The organism is Rhodovulum visakhapatnamense, from assembly GCF_004365965.1.
In the GTDB taxonomy this organism is placed as follows: Bacteria; Pseudomonadota; Alphaproteobacteria; order Rhodobacterales; family Rhodobacteraceae; genus Rhodovulum; species Rhodovulum visakhapatnamense.
In genome coordinates, this window is the sequence record NZ_SOEB01000007.1 from 90,813 (window position 1) to 107,603 (window position 16,791).

The 16,791-nt window shown below is 66.7% G+C and carries 15 protein-coding genes; 12 read left to right on the top strand and 3 right to left on the bottom strand.

Going from position 1 to position 16,791, the window contains the following annotated elements; translation table 11 throughout:
• Positions 1-93 precede the first annotated feature (93 nt).
• Complete coding sequence (locus EV657_RS08365) at positions 94-999, bottom strand: LysR family transcriptional regulator (protein ID WP_134077613.1); 906 nt, start codon at positions 997-999, stop codon at positions 94-96.
• 154 nt (positions 1,000-1,153) lie between these two features.
• Between EV657_RS08365 and EV657_RS08370 the strand changes: the two genes are divergently transcribed.
• From EV657_RS08370 to EV657_RS08425, 12 genes are all read left to right on the top strand, one after another.
• Entirely contained in the window at positions 1,154-4,558 is a 3,405-nt protein-coding gene (locus tag EV657_RS08370; RefSeq protein WP_134077614.1) for an indolepyruvate ferredoxin oxidoreductase family protein, read from the top strand.
• A gap of 143 nt (positions 4,559-4,701) precedes the next feature.
• Complete coding sequence (locus EV657_RS08375) at positions 4,702-5,574, top strand: lysophospholipid acyltransferase family protein (protein WP_134077615.1); 873 nt, start codon at positions 4,702-4,704, stop codon at positions 5,572-5,574.
• Between the two features lie 4 nt (positions 5,575-5,578).
• Positions 5,579-6,391 (top strand): glutamate racemase, encoded by an 813-nt coding sequence (gene murI, locus EV657_RS08380; protein WP_134077616.1) that lies wholly within the window; start codon positions 5,579-5,581, stop codon positions 6,389-6,391.
• Positions 6,392-6,513: 122 nt separating this feature from the next.
• Positions 6,514-7,131, top strand: coding sequence for a VPLPA-CTERM sorting domain-containing protein (locus tag EV657_RS08385; protein WP_134077617.1), 618 nt, complete (start codon positions 6,514-6,516; stop codon positions 7,129-7,131).
• 97 nt (positions 7,132-7,228) lie between these two features.
• Positions 7,229-8,257, top strand: coding sequence for an N-acetyl-gamma-glutamyl-phosphate reductase (argC, locus tag EV657_RS08390; RefSeq protein ID WP_134077618.1), 1,029 nt, complete (start codon positions 7,229-7,231; stop codon positions 8,255-8,257).
• A 13-nt stretch (positions 8,258-8,270) separates the two neighbouring features.
• The gene (ccmE, locus tag EV657_RS08395; RefSeq protein WP_113668540.1) at positions 8,271-8,732 is read left to right on the top strand and encodes a cytochrome c maturation protein CcmE; all 462 of its coding nucleotides are present in this window, start codon (positions 8,271-8,273) and stop codon (positions 8,730-8,732) included.
• A gap of 63 nt (positions 8,733-8,795) precedes the next feature.
• Positions 8,796-9,410 (top strand): holin-associated N-acetylmuramidase, encoded by a 615-nt coding sequence (locus EV657_RS08400; protein ID WP_134077619.1) that lies wholly within the window; start codon positions 8,796-8,798, stop codon positions 9,408-9,410.
• Positions 9,401-9,964 carry a holin family protein gene (locus EV657_RS08405; protein ID WP_208323248.1) on the top strand — a complete coding sequence of 188 codons (564 nt, stop codon included), beginning with the start codon at positions 9,401-9,403 and terminating at the stop codon, positions 9,962-9,964. Before EV657_RS08400 ends, EV657_RS08405 begins: the two co-directional genes overlap by 10 nt.
• Positions 9,965-10,118: 154 nt before the next feature.
• A complete protein-coding gene (locus EV657_RS08410; RefSeq protein ID WP_134077620.1) occupies positions 10,119-12,098 on the top strand; it encodes a heme lyase CcmF/NrfE family subunit in 1,980 nt (659 codons plus the stop codon).
• Between the two features lie 8 nt (positions 12,099-12,106).
• On the top strand, positions 12,107-12,586 hold the full coding sequence (locus EV657_RS08415; RefSeq protein WP_075787559.1) for a cytochrome c-type biogenesis protein: 480 nt from the start codon (positions 12,107-12,109) through the stop codon (positions 12,584-12,586).
• Positions 12,587-12,668: 82 nt separating this feature from the next.
• Positions 12,669-13,448 carry an enoyl-CoA hydratase-related protein gene (locus tag EV657_RS08420; protein ID WP_113668543.1) on the top strand — a complete coding sequence of 260 codons (780 nt, stop codon included), beginning with the start codon at positions 12,669-12,671 and terminating at the stop codon, positions 13,446-13,448.
• A 116-nt stretch (positions 13,449-13,564) separates the two neighbouring features.
• Entirely contained in the window at positions 13,565-13,753 is a 189-nt protein-coding gene (locus EV657_RS08425; RefSeq protein WP_075785690.1) for a hypothetical protein, read from the top strand.
• 118 nt (positions 13,754-13,871) lie between these two features.
• Here EV657_RS08425 and gltA read toward each other — a convergent pair whose 3' ends face one another.
• Both gltA and gltX read right to left on the bottom strand, forming a co-directional pair.
• The gene (gene gltA / locus EV657_RS08430) at positions 13,872-15,170 is read right to left on the bottom strand and encodes a citrate synthase (RefSeq protein WP_134077621.1); all 1,299 of its coding nucleotides are present in this window, start codon (positions 15,168-15,170) and stop codon (positions 13,872-13,874) included.
• Positions 15,171-15,257: 87 nt separating this feature from the next.
• Positions 15,258-16,661: a glutamate--tRNA ligase gene (gltX, locus tag EV657_RS08435; RefSeq protein WP_425057250.1), complete on the bottom strand. Its 1,404-nt coding sequence runs from the start codon at positions 16,659-16,661 to the stop codon at positions 15,258-15,260.
• Between the last annotated feature and the right edge of the window lie 130 nt (positions 16,662-16,791).

A 16,791-nucleotide genomic window follows, 5' to 3' on the forward strand; every position in this document is an offset into this window, starting at 1 on the left:
GCCTTCGTCCCAGCAATTATGGACGAGGTGGCCGCGGTTCAAGTCCAAACTTGCCGCGGAGGCAGCATAGGCGGCATGCATGTGGCACATATCTCACATCGACGGCGCGTCTTTGTCTCTCTGCCGCTTCTCCATGATCTGTTCGGTGATGAACTCGCGGAAGGCCGCGATGCGCCGCGAGGCCCGCAATTCCTCGGGATAGGCCAGGAAGACCGGCACGTCGTGCGATTCGATGTCGTCGAGCACCCGGACCAGATGCGGATGATCCTCGGTGACGTAATCGGGCAGGACCCCGATGCCGAGCCCGTTCAGCACCGCCTGCAGCACGCCGAAATAGTTGTTCACGGTCAGGGTCGAGGGGATGTTGTAGGTCATCAGTTCGCGCACCAACCGCGCGCCCGCCGCGACCTGGGCCGATGAGGTGTTCTGGCAGATCAGCCGGTGGGACGACAGATCCTCGGGCGTGGCGGGCATGCCGTGCGCGTCCAGATAGGGCTGGGTCGCGTAAAGCCGCATCTTGATGTTCATCAGACGCAGCCGGATCAGGTCGGCCTGGCTCGGTTCCTTCATCCGGATCGCGACATCGGCCTCGCGCATCGGCAGGTCCAGAACCTGCTCTTCGAGCATCAGGTCGATCTTGAGCTCGGGATAGCGCTGGTAAAGCACCGGCAGGCGCTTGGCGAGCCAGAGCGACCCGAAGCCGGTGGTGGTGGTGACGCGCAGCTCGCCGAAGACCTCCTCGACGCTGTCTCGGATGCGCGCGACGGCCGTGTCGAGCCGCCGGGCCATGGCCGAGGTCGCGTCGAACAGCAACTCGCCCTGTTCGGTGAGAATCAGGCCGCGGGCATGGCGGTGGAAGAGGGTCGATCCAAGGCTTTCCTCAAGCGCCCGGATCTGCCGCGAGACCGCCGACTGGGACAGGTGCAGGGTTTCGCCGGCATGGGTCAGGCTGCCCGCGTCCGCGACCGCGTGAAATATCCTGAGCTTGTCCCAATCCATCATGCAATTCCCGCAATGCTGGTATACCGATTTCGACAGATACCTACAGGCGGCGGTTCCGGATTTGCAAACGAAGAAGTGTCTCCGAAATCATTTTGTAGGTCACGGTTCCTGACCTAGACTGGGGCAAACCCGACGCCAAGGGAGGGGCGCCATGACCAGACCCGATGTGAGCCTGCACGATCGCTACGACCTGTCGAAATCCCGGATCCTGTTGAACGGCACCCAGGCGCTGGTGCGCCTGATGCTGATGCAGTCGGCCCGCGACCGGGCGGACGGACTGGATACGGGGGGCTATGTCACCGGCTATCGCGGCTCGCCGCTCGGCGCGGTCGATCAGCAGATGACGCGGGCGCGGGCCGATCTGGAGGCGGCAGGCGTGCTGTTCCAGCCCGGGCTCAACGAGGATCTGGCGGTGACCGCGCTCTGGGGGACCCAGCAGGCCGAACTGCGGGGCGAGGGGCGGCACGATGGGGTGTTCGGCCTCTGGTATGGCAAGGGGCCGGGGGTCGACCGGTCTGGCGACGCGATCCGTCATGCGAACCTGGCCGGAACCTCGCCGCGGGGCGGGGTGCTGCTCGCGATGGGCGACGATCATACCGGCGAGTCCTCGACCACCTGCCACCAGTCCGACTGGGCGATGGTCGACGCCTATGTGCCGGTGCTCTCGCCCGCGGGCGTGCAGGAGATCCTCGATTTCGGGCTTTACGGCTATGCGCTGTCGCGCTTTGCCGGGGTCTGGGTCGGGCTGAAGGTGATGAAGGACACCGTCGAGGTGACCTCGGTCGTCGATGGCCGCCCGGACCGGATGCGGTTCGTCACGCCCGATTTCGCGATGCCGCCCGGCGGGCTGGGCATCCGGCTGAACGATCACTGGGTGCCGCAGGAAGAGCGGATGATCGACCACAAGCGCTTCGCGGCCGAAGCCTTCGCCCATGCCAACCGCATCGACCGCCGGGTCTGGGGCAAGCCCGGGGCAAAGATCGGTCTGGTGGCGGCGGGCAAGAACTGGCTCGATCTGGTCCATGCGCTGGAGCTGCTGGGGATCGGCGAGGCCGAGGCCGAACGGCTGGGGATCTCGACCTACAAGGTCGGGCAGGTCTGGCCGCTGGACATGAAGGGCTTTGCCGAATTCTCGGAAGGGCTCGAGCTGATCGTGGTGGTCGAGGAAAAGCGCAAGCTGATCGAGGTGCAGGCCAAGGAGGCGATCTTCCACAACCGCCGCGGCCGCCGGATCTATGGCTGGAAGAACGACCGCGACCAGGAACTGTTTCCGACCCGCTATGCGCTCGACCCGGTGATGATCGCCGAGAAGCTTGGCCAGATCCTGATCGAGGAGGGCCGCGAGACCGAGGCGCTGACCGCGGCGCTGGCGCGCATTCGGGAGGCGCGGCGCGCCGACAATGCCGAGGATCTGGCGGCGCGGCTGCCCTATTTCTGCGCGGGCTGCCCGCACAATACCTCGACGAAGGTGCCCGAGGGCGGGCGCGCCTATGCGGGGATCGGCTGCCATATCATGGCGCTCTGGATGGACCGCGACACCAGCGGCTTTACCCATATGGGCGCGGAGGGCGCGAACTGGATCGGCGAGGCGCCGTTCTCGACCCGGGGCCATGTCTTCCAGAACCTCGGCGACGGCACCTATAACCATTCGGGGCGGCTGGCGATCCACGCGGCCATCGCCGCTGGCGTCAACATCACCTACAAGATCCTCTATAACGACGCGGTCGCCATGACGGGCGGGCAGGGCAACGATGGCGGCCTGACCGCGCGCCAGATCGTCGACGAACTGCTGGCCGCCGGGACCAAGCGCGTCGAGGTCGTCTATGACGAGAAGGAAGACCTCGACCCACGGGGCTTTCCGGCCGGGGTGGCCTGCCATCCGCGTGCCGAGTTGATGGCGGTTCAGCGGCGCCTTTCGGAAATCGAGGGCGTGACCGCGCTGGTCTATATCCAGACCTGTGCCGCCGAGAAACGCCGCCGCCGCAAGAAGGGGGCCTTTCCCGATCCCGATACCCGGGTCTTCATCAATACCGATGTCTGCGAGGGCTGCGGCGATTGCGGGGTGCAGTCGAACTGCGTGGCCATCGTGCCGGTCGAAACCGAGTTCGGGCGCAAGCGCGCCATCGACCAGTCGGCCTGCAACAAGGATTTCTCCTGTCTCAAGGGGTTCTGCCCGTCCTTCGTGACGCTGAAGGGCGCGCGGCCGCGCAAGGAGGCTTCGGCCGAGGTCGAGATCGGCGCGCTGCCCGCGCCTGCGCTGCCCCGGATCGAGGGCACCTGGAACCTCGTCATCACCGGGGTCGGCGGGACCGGCGCGGTGACGGTGGGGGCGATCCTCGCCATGGCGGCCCATGTCGACGGCAAGGGCGCGGGCATGATGGAAATGGCCGGGCTTGCCCAGAAGGGCGGCGCGGTGCAGATCCATTGCCGGATCGCCGAAACCCCCTCGGGTATTTCCGCCATCCGCGTGGCGACCGGCGAGGCCGATGCGGTGATCGGCGGCGATCTGGTGGTCACGGCGGGGGCGAAGACCGTCGGGCTGATGACGCAGGGGCGCACCGGGGCGGTCGTCAACAACCACGACATCGTGACCGGGGCCTTCACCCGCGACCCGGAATTCCGGGTGCCGTCGGACCGGCTGGAACTGGCGCTGAAGGCGCGGCTGAAGGACCGGCTGCAACTTTTCGATGCGACCGAACTGGCGCGGCGGCTGATGGGCGACACGATCTATGCCAACATGATCGTCACCGGGGCCGCCTGGCAGCAGGGTCTGATCCCGATCTCGCACGAGGCCATCGACCGGGCGATCCAGCTGAACGGGGCGGGCGTCGCGGGCAACCGCCGTGCCTTCGAGATCGGGCGCTGGGCGGCGGCCCAGCCTGCCGCCGCGGCGCGGGTGCTGGTCTCGGAGACGGTCGAGAAGCCCCGGTCGCTGCGCGAGCGGATCGCGCTGCGCGAGGCGCATCTGCGGGCTTATCAGTCGGGGCGGCTGGCCCGGCGGTATCGCCGGATGGTCGAGCGGTTCGAGGACCCGTTCCTGCGCGCGGCCGTGGCAAAGGGCTATCACAAGCTTCTGGCCTACAAGGACGAATACGAGGTCGCGCGGCTGCATCTGGAGACCGCCGCCAAGGCCCGCGCCGAATTCGAGGGCGATCTTCAGATCACCTGGCATCTGGCGCCCCCGTTCCTCAAGGGGCAGGGCTCGGACGGCCGTCCGAAGAAACGCGCCTTCGGGCGGCGGATGGAACAGGGCTTTCGGCTGCTCGCGGCGCTCAGGCGGCTGCGGGGCACGCCGTTCGATCCGTTCGGCTGGCAGGGCGAACGGCGGCGCGAACGCGCGGCAATCCGGCGCTTCGAGGCCGACATGGAGGAGGTTCTGGCCCGGCTCTCGCCCGCCACGCTGGAGGCCTGCACGGCGCTGGCCGAATTGCCGCTGACGGTGCGCGGTTTCGGCCCGGTCAAGGCGGCGGCCGAGGCGGCGGCCGAGGTGCGGCGCGAAGAGCTTCTGGCCAGCATCCGGGGCGGCGAGGCGCCGCTGCGGACGGCGGCGGAATAGGGGGCTGACGGGGCTGCCGCCGGGCCTCGGGAAATCCGGGTCCGGTGGCCCCGTGCGACGCCGATATTTCTTTTCTGCGCGCGGGTTTTGGTGTAGCTCCACAGGCCACCCGGCCCGGTGCCGGAGAGCTTCGGGGAACGCCCATGCGGGGCCAGGTCGCGCGCGACATCAGCTATTCGAGTTCGGCCCGGACCAAGGGCGGCAAGGCCCTGATCCGGGTTCTGGAAAACGCCACCGGACGGATTTCGCTGATCCGCCGGGCCGAGGGCTACGAGGTCGAGGTCGAACGCGGCCGAAACTTCTGGGAGGTCATGGTCGATCGCTACGGGCTCAGCCTCGACGTGGTGCAGGGCAGCCTTTCGGACATTCCCGCGACCGGCCCGCTGATCCTGATCGCAAACCACCCCTACGGCATTCTCGACGGGCTGATGATGGGGCTGATCCTGGCGCGGGCGCGGGGCGATTTCCGCATTCTCGCGAATTCGGTCTTCCGCAAGGCCGAGGCGCTGAACCGGGTGATCCTGCCGGTCAGCTTCGACGAGACCAAGGCCGCGATGCAGGAAAACCTTGCGACCCGCAAGGCGGCGCTGGACTATCTGGCCGAGGGCGGCGCCATAGGGGTTTTTCCGGGCGGGACGGTGTCGACCGCGCTTCGGCCCATGGGGCCGCCGATGGATCCCGGCTGGCGCAGCTTCACCGCCAGGATGGTGGCGAAATCCGATGCGACTGTGGTGCCGATCTTTTTCGACGGCCACAATTCGCGCCTCTTCCAGCTGGCGAGCCATCTGCACGAGACGCTGCGGCTGGCGCTTCTGCTGAAAGAATTCCGGTCGCGGGTCGATGAACCCGTGCGGGTGGCGATCGGCCGTCCGATCGACCGGGCGCGTCTGAATGCCCTTGGGCAGGATGCCAAAGCGATGATGGATTTTCTGCGCAACTCCACCTATGAGTTGTCTCCACGGCCTCTGAAGTCGCTCGCATACGGCTACGAGTTCGATCACAAACGCAGGGCATGAGAGCATGGCGGTTGGTGTCTTCGATTCCGGGCTTGGCGGTCTGACGGTTCTGGATGCGGTATCGCGTCGACTGCCCGATGTGCCCTTTGTCTATTTCGGCGACAACGCCCATGCGCCCTACGGCATCCGCGATGCCGAGGATGTCTACAAGCTGACCACCGCCGCGGTCTCGCGGCTGTTCGATGCGGGTTGCGATCTGGCGATTCTTGCCTGCAACACGGCCTCGGCCGCAGCACTTCGGCGGATGCAGGAAAGCTGGGTGCCGAAGGACAAGCGTGTGCTGGGCGTGTTCGTGCCGCTGATCGAGGCGCTGACCGAACGGCAATGGGGCGACAACTCTCCGCCGCGCGAGGTTGCGGTCAAGCATGTGGCGCTGTTTGCCACCCCCGCCACCGTGGCCAGTCGCGCCTTTCAGCGCGAACTGGCCTTCCGCGCCATCGGCGTCGATGTCGAGGCCCAGCCCTGCGGCGGTCTTGTCGACGCGATAGAGGCGGGCGACGAGATGCTGGCCGAGGCGCTGGTCCGGTCCCATGTCGAGGCGCTGAAACGGCGGATGCCCCATCCTGAGGCCGCGATCCTCGGCTGCACCCATTACCCGCTGCTGCAGGGCGCCTTCCAGGAGGCGCTGGGTGAGGGGGTCAAGGTCTATTCCCAGGCCAATCTGGTGGCCGAGAGCCTTGCCGACTATCTGGGCCGGCATCCGGGGATGCGGGGGACGGGCGACGCCTCGATGTTCCTGACCACCGGCGATCCGGGGTTCGTGTCGGACAAGGCCACGCAATTCCTGCGACGCCGCATCGAATTTCGCGCCGCCTGAGCCATGCGCATGGCGGGATGCGGACGTGATCCCCGCGCGGGTTTATAGGCGTTCCAAAAATGCCTACATAGCAGCCTAACAAGGTATTTTTTGTGCGAAGGTTCGCACAGCAAGGACATGACATGAAACTCAATATGGCATTCGCCGCGATCTCTCTGGCTGTGCTCGGCTCCACGGCCTCGGCGGCGACGCTGAACGAGATAACGGATTACTCGTCTGTGGCAACCAATCCGAGCGTTGTCGGAAGCGGCTTCGATGCGGTGACCGGCACGTTGACCGGCGGGGACTGGGACTACCTCGCCCTCGGGTTGCCGAGCGTGGGCTCGTTGATCGCCCTGAGCTTTTCACTTGCGGACACCAGCATTCCGAACGGGGCGGGTTTCCAACTTTATTACAGCTACTCGCCGTTCAGCTATACCAACAACAGCTTCAGGCAACCCTACAACCAGTGGGTCACCCAGACGGTGACGCCTACGAGCGTCAGTCTCCAGAACTGGTCGGCGGGCACGCCGACCAACGCCGCGTTCACCATCGACACCGACCCGGCGTTGGGCTCCACGCTCTTTCTGGCGATCATAGGCACTGACAACACGGCACCCAGCGGCATCGGCTACACGGTCGATCTTCCGCAAACGTCGGCGCCGGCCGTTCCGCTGCCCGCGGGTGGCCTCCTTCTAATTTCGGCTCTGGGGGCGGCGGCGCTCCTGTGCCAGCGCCAGCGCGCGCGGAAAGCGGCCTGAGCGGGGCTTGGGCCCTCTCTTGCGTTTCGCCCCGCGCGACAGGTAAGACAGCCGGGTCCGCCTTGTGCGGGCCCGTTTTCCTGCAGGGGCAGAAGCCATGTCATACTCCGTCGCCATTCTGGGCGCCTCGGGCTATACCGGGGCAGAACTCATCCGGCTGATCGCCACTCATCCCGAGCTTCGCATCGTGGCGCTGTCGGGCGAGCGCAAGGCGGGGATGTCGATGGCCTCGGTGTTTCCGCATCTGCGCCATATGGACCTGCCCGATCTGGTGAAGATCGAGGAGATCGACTTTTCCACCGTCGATCTGGCCTTCTGCGCGCTGCCCCATGCGACCAGCCAGGCGGTCATCAGGGAACTGCCGCGCGATCTGAAGATCGTCGATCTGTCGGCCGATTTCCGGCTGCGCGACCCGGCCGCCTACGAGAAATGGTACGGCAAGCCCCATGCCGCGGTCGATCTGCAGAAAGAGGCCGTCTATGGCCTGACCGAATTCTACCGCGACGAGATTCGCGCCGGACGGCTGGTCGCGGGCACCGGCTGCAACGCGGCGACCGGGCAATATGCGCTGCGGCCGCTGATCGAGGCGGGCGTCATCGACCTTGACGAGATCGTGATCGACCTCAAGGCCGGCGTGTCCGGCGCGGGCCGGGCGTTGAAGGAAAATCTTCTACATGCCGAGCTGTCGGAGGGCTTTCATGCGTATTCCGCAGGCGGGATTCACAGGCATCTGGGCGAGTTCGACCAGGAATTCTCGATGCTCGCCGGGCGGCCTGTCGAGGTGCAGTTCACGCCCCATCTGATCCCCGCGAACCGGGGGATTCTGGCGACCGTCTATGTCCGGGGCGAGGCCCGCGACATTCACGCCACCTTGGCAAGGGCCTATGCGGATGAGATCTTCATCGAGGTCCTGCCCTTCGGAGACCACCCCTCGACCCGGCATGTCCGGGGCTCGAACTTCGCCCATATCGGGGTGGTGGGCGACCGGAAACCGGGCCGGGCCATGGTGATCGCGGCGCTCGACAACCTGACCAAGGGCTCGTCGGGGCAGGCGCTGCAGAACGCCAACCTGATGCTCGGGATCGCCGAGGAAACCGGCCTGATGCTGGCCCCCTGCTTCCCCTGAGGGAGAACGCACGATGCGCGGACTGAAGAAGAGACGACGGATACAGATCATCGTTCTGGCCTTTGCGGCGCTGGTGCTGTCGACCGGCCTGATCGGCTATGCGATGCGCGACGGCATCAACTTCTTCCGCTCGCCGAGCCAGGTTGCAGAGGCGCCGCCGCCGCCGACCGAGACCTTCCGCATCGGCGGTCTGGTCGAGGCGGGCAGCCTCAAGCGCGGGCAGGGCGAGACCATCCGCTTCAACGTCACCGATGGCGGCGCCAGCGTGCCCGTGACCTATACCGGCGTGCTGCCCGACCTGTTCAAGGAAAATCAGGGCATGGTCGGCACCGGACGGCTGGTCGACGGCGTCTTCGAGGCGCGCGAGATCCTCGCCAAGCATGACGAAAGCTACATGCCCAAGGAAGTGGTCGACGCGCTGAAGGAACAGGGCGTTTATCGTGACCCGTCCGTTGAGGGCGCGAACGGCAGCTAAGCCCCACGCTAACAGCGTTCGATCCAAAGTCCCCCGGTTCAGACGCGAAGCGGGGGATTTTCTGTGACGAAAACGGTGGAAGAACTCGCCCGGGAGATCGTCCTGCGCGAGGGGGGCTATGTGAATGACCCCGACGACCCGGGCGGTCCGACGAATCACGGGGTCACGCTGGACACGCTGCGGCGGTTGCGGCTCGACCTGACCGGGGACGGGCTGGTCGACATCGCCGATGTGCGCAAGCTGAGTGCCGAACAGGCGGCGGCGATCTATGTCGACCATTATTTCCGGCGACCCAAGCTCGATGCCCTGCCGGACCTGCTGCATGCGTCGGTCTTCGACATGTATGTCAACGCGGGCGCCAATGCGGTGCGGTTGCTGCAGCAGTTGCTGAACGACATGGGCCAGCCCTGCGGGGTTGACGGCGCCGTCGGTCCCGAGACCGCGCGCGCCGCCAAGACGGCGGCCGAGGCGGCGCCGGACCATATCGCCGACGCCTACGGCATCGCCCGGCGCAACTACTATTACGCGCTGGCCGATCGCCGCCCTGCGAGCCGCAAATTCGCCTGCCGGCGCGACGGCGGCAAGGGCGGCTGGATCCTGCGGGCCGAGGAATTCATTTCGCCCCGCTATCGTCTCAGCGAGGACGAACATCGGGAAAGGATCGCGCGATGGGGATGATGAATGCAGCCCTCGGCATGCTGTTCTCGGGCGGACCCAATGTGGTGCGCGAGGCGGCCGAGGTGTTCCGGGTCAATGCCGAGGCGGCCGACAAGCGCGATCTGGAATTGCAGCGCGCCGTCTTGGAGGAATTCGCCCGTGAATTCGCCCAGCCGCGCCAGACGCGTTTCGATGCGCTGATCGACGGGGCGAACCGGCTGCCCCGGCCGCTGCTGGCGCTGGGCACGGTCGGGCTGGCGATTTCGGCCATGGTCGATCCGGTCTGGTTCGCCGCCCGGATGCAGGGCATAGCGCTGGTGCCCGAGCCGCTCTGGTGGCTCATGGGCGCGATCATCAGCTTCTATTTCGGGGCGCGGTATCAGGCCAAGGGGCAGGACTTTCAGCGCTCGATCGCCGAGACCATGGCGATGGCGCCGCAGGTGGCGCGCAACCTCCAGCATCTGCGCGACCTGTCCGAAGAGGCGGTCGCGGTGCGTACCGCCCGGACCGATACCGGCGCGGTGGCGGTCTCTCTGGGAACCAATCCGGCGCTGGAGGAGTGGCGCGAGAGGTGATCGCCGGGCGCATGGTCCCCGGCCGCGGACGGGCAGGGGCCGCGCCCGCGCCGCGCCCGCGCCGGGCGCCGTCCGGCTCACGATTGCGTAAACGCCTCGCCCCCGCGACGCGAAATCCATTGGCGCAGGGCTGCCGGGCGGGTATGAGGTCGCCATGGTTATCGAGCTCGGCCACTTTGCCCTCGCCCTCGCCTTCGCCATTGCCCTGGTGCAGGCGATCGTTCCCCTGATCGGTGCCCACAAGGGCTGGAGCGGCTGGATGGCCATGGCCGAACCGGCCGCCATGGCGCAGTTCCTGCTGACGGCCTTCAGCTTCGGGGTGCTGACCTATGCCTTCGTTGTGTCGGATTTCTCGCTGAGGGTCGTGGTCGAGAACTCGCACACGCTGAAACCCATGCTTTACAAGGTGTCGGGCGTCTGGGGGAACCACGAGGGCTCGATGCTGCTGTGGGTGCTGATCGTGTCGCTTTTCGGCGCGCTTGCGGCCTGGTTCGGGGGCGGGCTGCCACCGACCCTCAAGGCGCGGGTGCTGGCGGTGCAGGCGGCCATCGGCGCGGCCTTCTACGCCTTCATCCTGTTCACCTCGAACCCGTTCGACCGGCTGGCCGAGGCGCCCTTCGACGGGCAGGACCTGAATCCGCTGCTGCAGGACCCCGGGTTGGCCTTCCATCCGCCCTTCCTCTACCTCGGCTATGTCGGGCTTTCGATCTGCTTCTCCTTCGCGGTCGCGGCCCTGATCGAGGGCCGGGTCGATGCCGCCTGGGGCCGCTGGGTGCGGCCCTGGACGCTGGCCGCCTGGATCTGCCTGACGGTCGGCATCGCATTGGGGTCCTGGTGGGCCTATTACGAACTGGGCTGGGGCGGCTTCTGGTTCTGGGACCCGGTCGAGAATGCCTCGTTCATGCCCTGGCTGATCGCCGCCGCGCTTCTGCACTCGGCTATCGTCGTCGAAAAGCGCGAGGCGCTGAAAAGCTGGACGATCCTGCTGTCGATCATCGCCTTCGGCTTCTCGCTGGTCGGCGCCTTCATCACCCGGTCGGGCATCATCACGTCCGTGCATGCCTTCGCCAACGACCCCGAGCGGGGCGTCTTCCTGCTGATGATCCTGCTGGTCTTCATGGGCGGCGCGCTGACGCTGTTTTCGGTGCGGGCCGGCGCGATGGAGGCCAAGGGCGTCTTCGGCACGGTCAGCCGGGAAGCGGCGCTCGTCTTCAACAATATCCTGCTGGCGGTCGCGGCGCTGGTGGTGTTCGTCGGCACGATCTGGCCGCTGGTCGCCGAGATGGCTTTCGACCGCAAGCTTTCGGTCGGCGCGCCCTTCTTCAACATGGCTTTCACGCCCTTCATGGTGGTGCTGGCGATCCTGTTGCCGCTGGGCTCGATCCTGCCCTGGAAGCGGGCGCGACTTGCCCGCGCGGCAGGGCCGGTGCTGCCCGCGCTGGTGCTGGCAGTCGCGCTGGGGGCACTTGTCTGGGCGATGCAGACCGGACACAGCGCGCTGGGGCCCATTGGCGTGGCGCTGGGCGCCTGGCTGATCGCCGGGTCGGCGGTCGATCTCTGGCTGCGGGCCGGACGGACGGGGATGGTGGCGCGGCTTGGCCGGCTGACGCGGCTGCCGCGTGCCGACTGGGGCAAGGCGGTCGCCCATGCCGGGCTGGGGATTACCATGATCGGCATTTCGGCGATGCTGGCCTGGAGCCAGGAAGACATCCGCGTGGCCCAGATCGGCGAGCGCTATGACCTGGGCGGCTACGGCTTCCAGCTGGACCGGGTGCAGAAGCTGGAAGGCCCGAACTATATCTCGACCACCGCCACGATGAGCGTCTGGCGCGGCGACCGGCAGGTGGCAGAGATGCATCCCGAAAAACGGGTGTATCCGGTCGCAGGCATGCCGACGACCGAAGCCGCCATCGACGGCGGGTTTCTTCGCGACCTTTACGTCGCCATCGGCGATCCGCAGCAGGACGGCGGCTGGGCGGTGCGCACCTATATCAAGCCCTTCGCCAACTGGATCTGGATGGGGGCCATCGTGATGGCGCTGGGCGGGCTTCTCAGCCTTTCCGATCGCCGGGTCCGCGTCGCCGCGGGCGCCCGCAAGGAGCGTGGCCCCGTACTGCCCCAGCCCGCCGAATGAGGATGCCGATGCCCCGTCCCGCGCTGACTGCCGCCCTGCTGCTGGCCCTGAGCCTGAGCCCGCTTCTGAGCGGGCCTTTGGAGGCGGTCGAGCCGAACGAGATTCTGGCCGACCCGGCCGAAGAGGCCCGCGCCCGCGAGATATCGAAGGACATCCGCTGCCTCGTCTGCCGGAACGAAAGCATCGACGATTCCAACGCCGATCTGGCGCGCGACCTCAGGCTTCTGGTGCGCGAGCGGATCACGGCGGGCGACAGCGATACCGAGGTCGTCGACTATCTGGTGGACCGCTATGGCGAGTACGTGCTTTTGAAACCGACCGCCACCGGCTCGAATCTGGTGCTGTACATCGCCGGGCCGCTGATGCTGGTGCTGGGGCTGGGCGGTGCCGTTTTCTACATCCGCGGGCGCCGGGCCGGGCGCGATGCGGGTTCGGAGGCGCTGAGCCCCGAGGAAGAGGCGCGGCTGAAAGAGATCCTCGGCAAGTGAGGCGCTGACCTCGCGTCTCCCTTTTCCCCGGGCGCGCGGCCGCTAGTCTGGCCCGAGAACGGGCCAAAGGGAGGACGCTGGCGTGACGGATTACAAGACCATCGGATATGACTGCGCGGACGGGCTGGCGGTGGTGACGCTGAACCGGCCCGAGGTGATGAATGCGCTCAGCGCGCAGATGCGGGCCGAGATCACCCATGCGATGCGCGCGGCGGGGCAGGCGGCCCGCGTCGTGGTGCTGACCGGCGCGGGCCGGGCCTTCTGTTCCGGGCAGGATCTGGGCGACGGCGCCAATATCGCCAATATCGACATCGAGCGCACGCTGCGGGACGAATACGAACCGATGCTGAACGCCATCATCGACTGTCCGGTGCCGGTGATCGCGGCGGTGAACGGGGCTGCCGCCGGGGCCGGGGCCAATCTGGCGCTGGCGGCCGATGTGGTCATCGCCTCGGAAGCGGCGGTCTTTGTGCAGGCCTTTACCCGGATCGGGCTGATCCCCGATGCGGGCGGCACCTACTGGCTGCCCCGGCAGGTGGGCTTTGCCCGCGCGATGGGGGCGGCGCTTTTCGCCGAACCCGTCCCGGCGCGTCAGGCCGCCGAGTGGGGCATGATCTGGGAGGCGGTGCCCGAGGACGGGTTCGAGGCCCACTGGCGCGCCCGGGCGGCGCAGCTGGCCGCGGGGCCGACCGTGGCTTACGCCAATCTCAAGACCGCGCTGCGGCGGTCGGTCTCGAACGATTTCGAGGCCCAGCTGTCGCTGGAGGCCGAACTTCAGGGCCGCTGCGGTGCCTCGCGCGACTTCAAGGAGGGCGTGCTGGCCTTTGTCGAAAAGCGCAAGGCCCGGTTCGAGGGCTGCTGAGACGGGGCGGGTCGGCCGGTCCTTGCCGAGACGAGGCCCGGCTCCGTGCGGCGATGGAACGGGACGGGCAAGCCGTGCGTTGGGCAAGGCAAATAACCCAACGGAAAGGAACCGCCATGACCCGTCTTCATACGATCACCGCCGTTTCGCTTCTGGGCGCCGCCTTGCTGGCGGGGTGCGGCGAAAGCTACGGCGAACGCGCGCTGACCGGCGGCGTCCTCGGCGCGGGCGTCGGCGCCGCGACCGGCAACGATGTGGGCACCAGTGCCGCGATTGGGGCCGGGGCCGGCATCCTGACCAAGTAAGCCGGGGCCGGCATCCTGACCAAGTAAACGGACCCAGCCGGGCGTCCGGCGCCCGGAAATGAAACGGACCCGCAAGCATCGGCCTGCGGGTCCGGTGTTTCGATGACGGCCGGGGCGATCAGCCCCGGTCCTCGACATCCACGTAGTCGCGGCGGGTGGCGCCGGTGTAAAGCTGGCGCGGACGGCCGATCTTCATCGCCGGATCGGCGATCATTTCCTTCCATTGCGAGATCCAGCCGACGGTGCGGCTGACCGCAAAGATCGGCGTGAACATCGAGGTCGGGAAGCCCATCGCGTCGAGGATGATGCCCGAATAGAAATCGACATTCGGGTAGAGCTTCTTCGAGACGAAGTACTCGTCTTCCAGCGCGATCTTCTCAAGCTCCATCGCGACCTTCAGGGTCTCGTTGTTCTCGATGCCCAGAAGGTCCAGCACCTCGTCGGCGGATTGCTTCATCACCTTCGCGCGCGGGTCGAAGTTCTTGTAGACCCGGTGGCCGAAGCCCATCAGACGGAACGGATCGTTCTTGTCCTTGGCCCGGGCGATGAATTCCGGGATGCGGTCGACGGTGCCGATCTCGCGCAGCATTTCCAGACAGGCCTGGTTGGCGCCGCCATGGGCCGGGCCCCAGAGACAGGCAATGCCGGCCGCGATGCAGGCGAACGGGTTCGCGCCCGACGACGAGGCCAGACGCACTGTCGAGGTCGAGGCGTTCTGTTCGTGGTCGGCGTGGAGCGTCAGGATCCGGTCCATCGCGCGGGTCAGGATCGGGTCGACCTCGTATTCCTCGCAGGGCACCGCAAAGCACATGCGCAGGAAGTTCGAGGCATAGTCCAGATCATTCCGCGGATAGACGAAGGGCTGGCCGATCGAATACTTGTAGGCCATCGCGGCGATGGTCGGCACCTTGGCGATCAGCCGGATCGAGGCGACCTCGCGTTGCCAGGGGTCCGAGATGTCGGTCGAGTCGTGATAGAAGGCCGACATGGCGCCGACCACGGCCACCATCACCGCCATCGGGTGCGCGTCGCGGCGAAACCCGGTGAAGAAGCGGTGCATCTGTTCATGCACCATGGTGTGGCGGGTCACGCGGTTCTCGAAGTCCTCAAGCTGGGCGGCGGTGGGCAGTTCGCCGTACAGAAGCAGGAAGCAGACCTCGAGAAAGTGGGATTTCTCGGCAAGCTGGTCGATGGGATAGCCGCGATGCAGCAGCTCGCCCTTGTCGCCGTCGATGAAGGTGATCGAGCTTTCGCAGGACGAGGTCGAGGTGAAGCCCGGATCGTGGGTAAAGATGCCCATCTGGCCGTAGAGCTTGCGGATATCGACGACGTCCGGCCCGGCCGTCGGGCTCAGCACCGGCAGCTCGACCGATGTGTCACCCAGAGTCAGCGTTGCGGATTTCTTGCTGTCAGCCATGAAAGTCCCTCTTCTTGAGAAACCGGGCCGCGCTCCCTGATCGCGGCTCCGGACGGTGGCGTGCAGGGGGCTTTCGGCGGCGGTGCCTCAGCCCTGGGTGTCAGCCAGCCGGGCGAGCGTTTCGTCCCGGCCGATGACAAGCATCATGTCAAAGACGCTGGGCGTAACCGTCCGCCCGGCAAGTGCGGCGCGCAGGGGCGGGGCCAGTTTCCCGAGGGTCAGCCCATGGGCCTCTGCCACCCCGGTCACGGCCGCCTCAAGGGCGTCACGCGTCCAGCTAGCATTTTGCAGATGCGGCGTCAATTCTCCCAGTATACCACGGGATACATCATCCAGCGATTTTGCCGCTTTCTGATCCGGCTCGAAGGGGCGTTCGCCTAGGATGAAATAAGCCTTTTCAACGAGTTGCGGGAAGGTTTTCGCGGATTGCTTGAGGAAGGGCAGGGCGCGGGCAAGACCGGCGATCTGTTCTTCCGTCAGGGACGGTGCGCCGGTTGCGGCCAGAAAAGCCTGAACTTCGTGCAGCAGCGCGGCATCCTCCGCCCCCGCGATATGCTGACCCGAGAGGTTTTCAAGCTTCTTGAAGTCGAGCCGTGCGGGCGAGCGGCCGATTCCTTCAAGGCTGAACCATTCCTTGGCCTGAGCGTCGTCGAAGAACTCGTCATCCCCGTGCGACCAGCCGAGCCGGGCCAGATAGTTGCGCATCGCGGCCGCCGGATAGCCCATGGCCTGGTATTCCTCGACCCCCAGCGCGCCGTGGCGCTTCGACAGCTTCTTGCCATCGGGCCCGTGGATCAGCGGGATATGTGCCCAGACCGGCACCGGCCAGCCCATGGCGTGATAGATCTGCATCTGCCGGGCCGCGTTATTGAGGTGATCGTCGCCCCGGATCACATGGGTCACGCCCATGTCGTGATCGTCGACCACCACCGCCAGCATGTAGGTGGGCGTTCCGTCCGAGCGCAGCATCACCATATCGTCAAGCTGGTCGTTGCCGATCTTCACATCGCCCTGCACCTTGTCCCCGATCACCGTCACGCCCTCGCGCGGGGCTTTCAGCCGGATCACGAAAGGCGCATCGGGATGGGTCGCGGGATCGGCGTCGCGCCAGGGGCTCTGGAAAAGCGTCGAGCGGCCCTCGGCCCGCGCCGCCTCGCGGAAGGCCTCGATGTCCTCCTGCGTGGCAAAGCACTTATAAGCGGTGCCGTTGGCCAGCATCGCGCGGGCCACCTCGGCATGGCGGGGCGCACGTTCGAACTGGCTGATCGCCTCGCCGTCCCAGTCGAGCCCGAGCCAGGTCAGCCCCTTCAGGATCGCGGCCGTCGCCTCGGGGGTCGAGCGGGCGCGGTCGGTATCCTCGATCCGCAGCAGGAACCGTCCGCCCCGGCCGCGCGCGAAAAGCCAGTTGAACAGCGCCGTGCGCGCGCCGCCGATATGCAGATACCCGGTCGGCGAGGGTGCGAAACGGGTAACGACAGGGCTGTCCGACATGTCGGTCATGAGCCTTAACCTTTTGTTCACCATGGTGGAGATAGCTTCTCTGTCTGTCTAGGAGATCGCTGCGGAGAGGACAAGCGGTGGGGCTTCTGCTGACGGAGGCGGTCGGGTCTGCGGGGACGGC

Coding starts and splice junctions, on each gene's coding strand:
- EV657_RS08405 (WP_208323248.1), top strand. CDS start 9,401: ATGGGGATGATGAATGCAGCCCTCGGCATGCTGTTCTCGGGCGGACCC.
- ccmE (WP_113668540.1), top strand. CDS start 8,271: ATGCGCGGACTGAAGAAGAGACGACGGATACAGATCATCGTTCTGGCC.
- argC (WP_134077618.1), top strand. CDS start 7,229: ATGTCATACTCCGTCGCCATTCTGGGCGCCTCGGGCTATACCGGGGCA.
- murI (WP_134077616.1), top strand. CDS start 5,579: ATGGCGGTTGGTGTCTTCGATTCCGGGCTTGGCGGTCTGACGGTTCTG.
- EV657_RS08415 (WP_075787559.1), top strand. CDS start 12,107: ATGCCCCGTCCCGCGCTGACTGCCGCCCTGCTGCTGGCCCTGAGCCTG.
- gltX (WP_425057250.1), bottom strand. CDS start 16,661: ATGTCGGACAGCCCTGTCGTTACCCGTTTCGCACCCTCGCCGACCGGG.
- EV657_RS08410 (WP_134077620.1), top strand. CDS start 10,119: ATGGTTATCGAGCTCGGCCACTTTGCCCTCGCCCTCGCCTTCGCCATT.
- EV657_RS08385 (WP_134077617.1), top strand. CDS start 6,514: ATGAAACTCAATATGGCATTCGCCGCGATCTCTCTGGCTGTGCTCGGC.
- EV657_RS08365 (WP_134077613.1), bottom strand. CDS start 999: ATGGATTGGGACAAGCTCAGGATATTTCACGCGGTCGCGGACGCGGGC.
- EV657_RS08375 (WP_134077615.1), top strand. CDS start 4,702: ATGCGGGGCCAGGTCGCGCGCGACATCAGCTATTCGAGTTCGGCCCGG.
- EV657_RS08370 (WP_134077614.1), top strand. CDS start 1,154: ATGACCAGACCCGATGTGAGCCTGCACGATCGCTACGACCTGTCGAAA.
- gltA (WP_134077621.1), bottom strand. CDS start 15,170: ATGGCTGACAGCAAGAAATCCGCAACGCTGACTCTGGGTGACACATCG.
- EV657_RS08425 (WP_075785690.1), top strand. CDS start 13,565: ATGACCCGTCTTCATACGATCACCGCCGTTTCGCTTCTGGGCGCCGCC.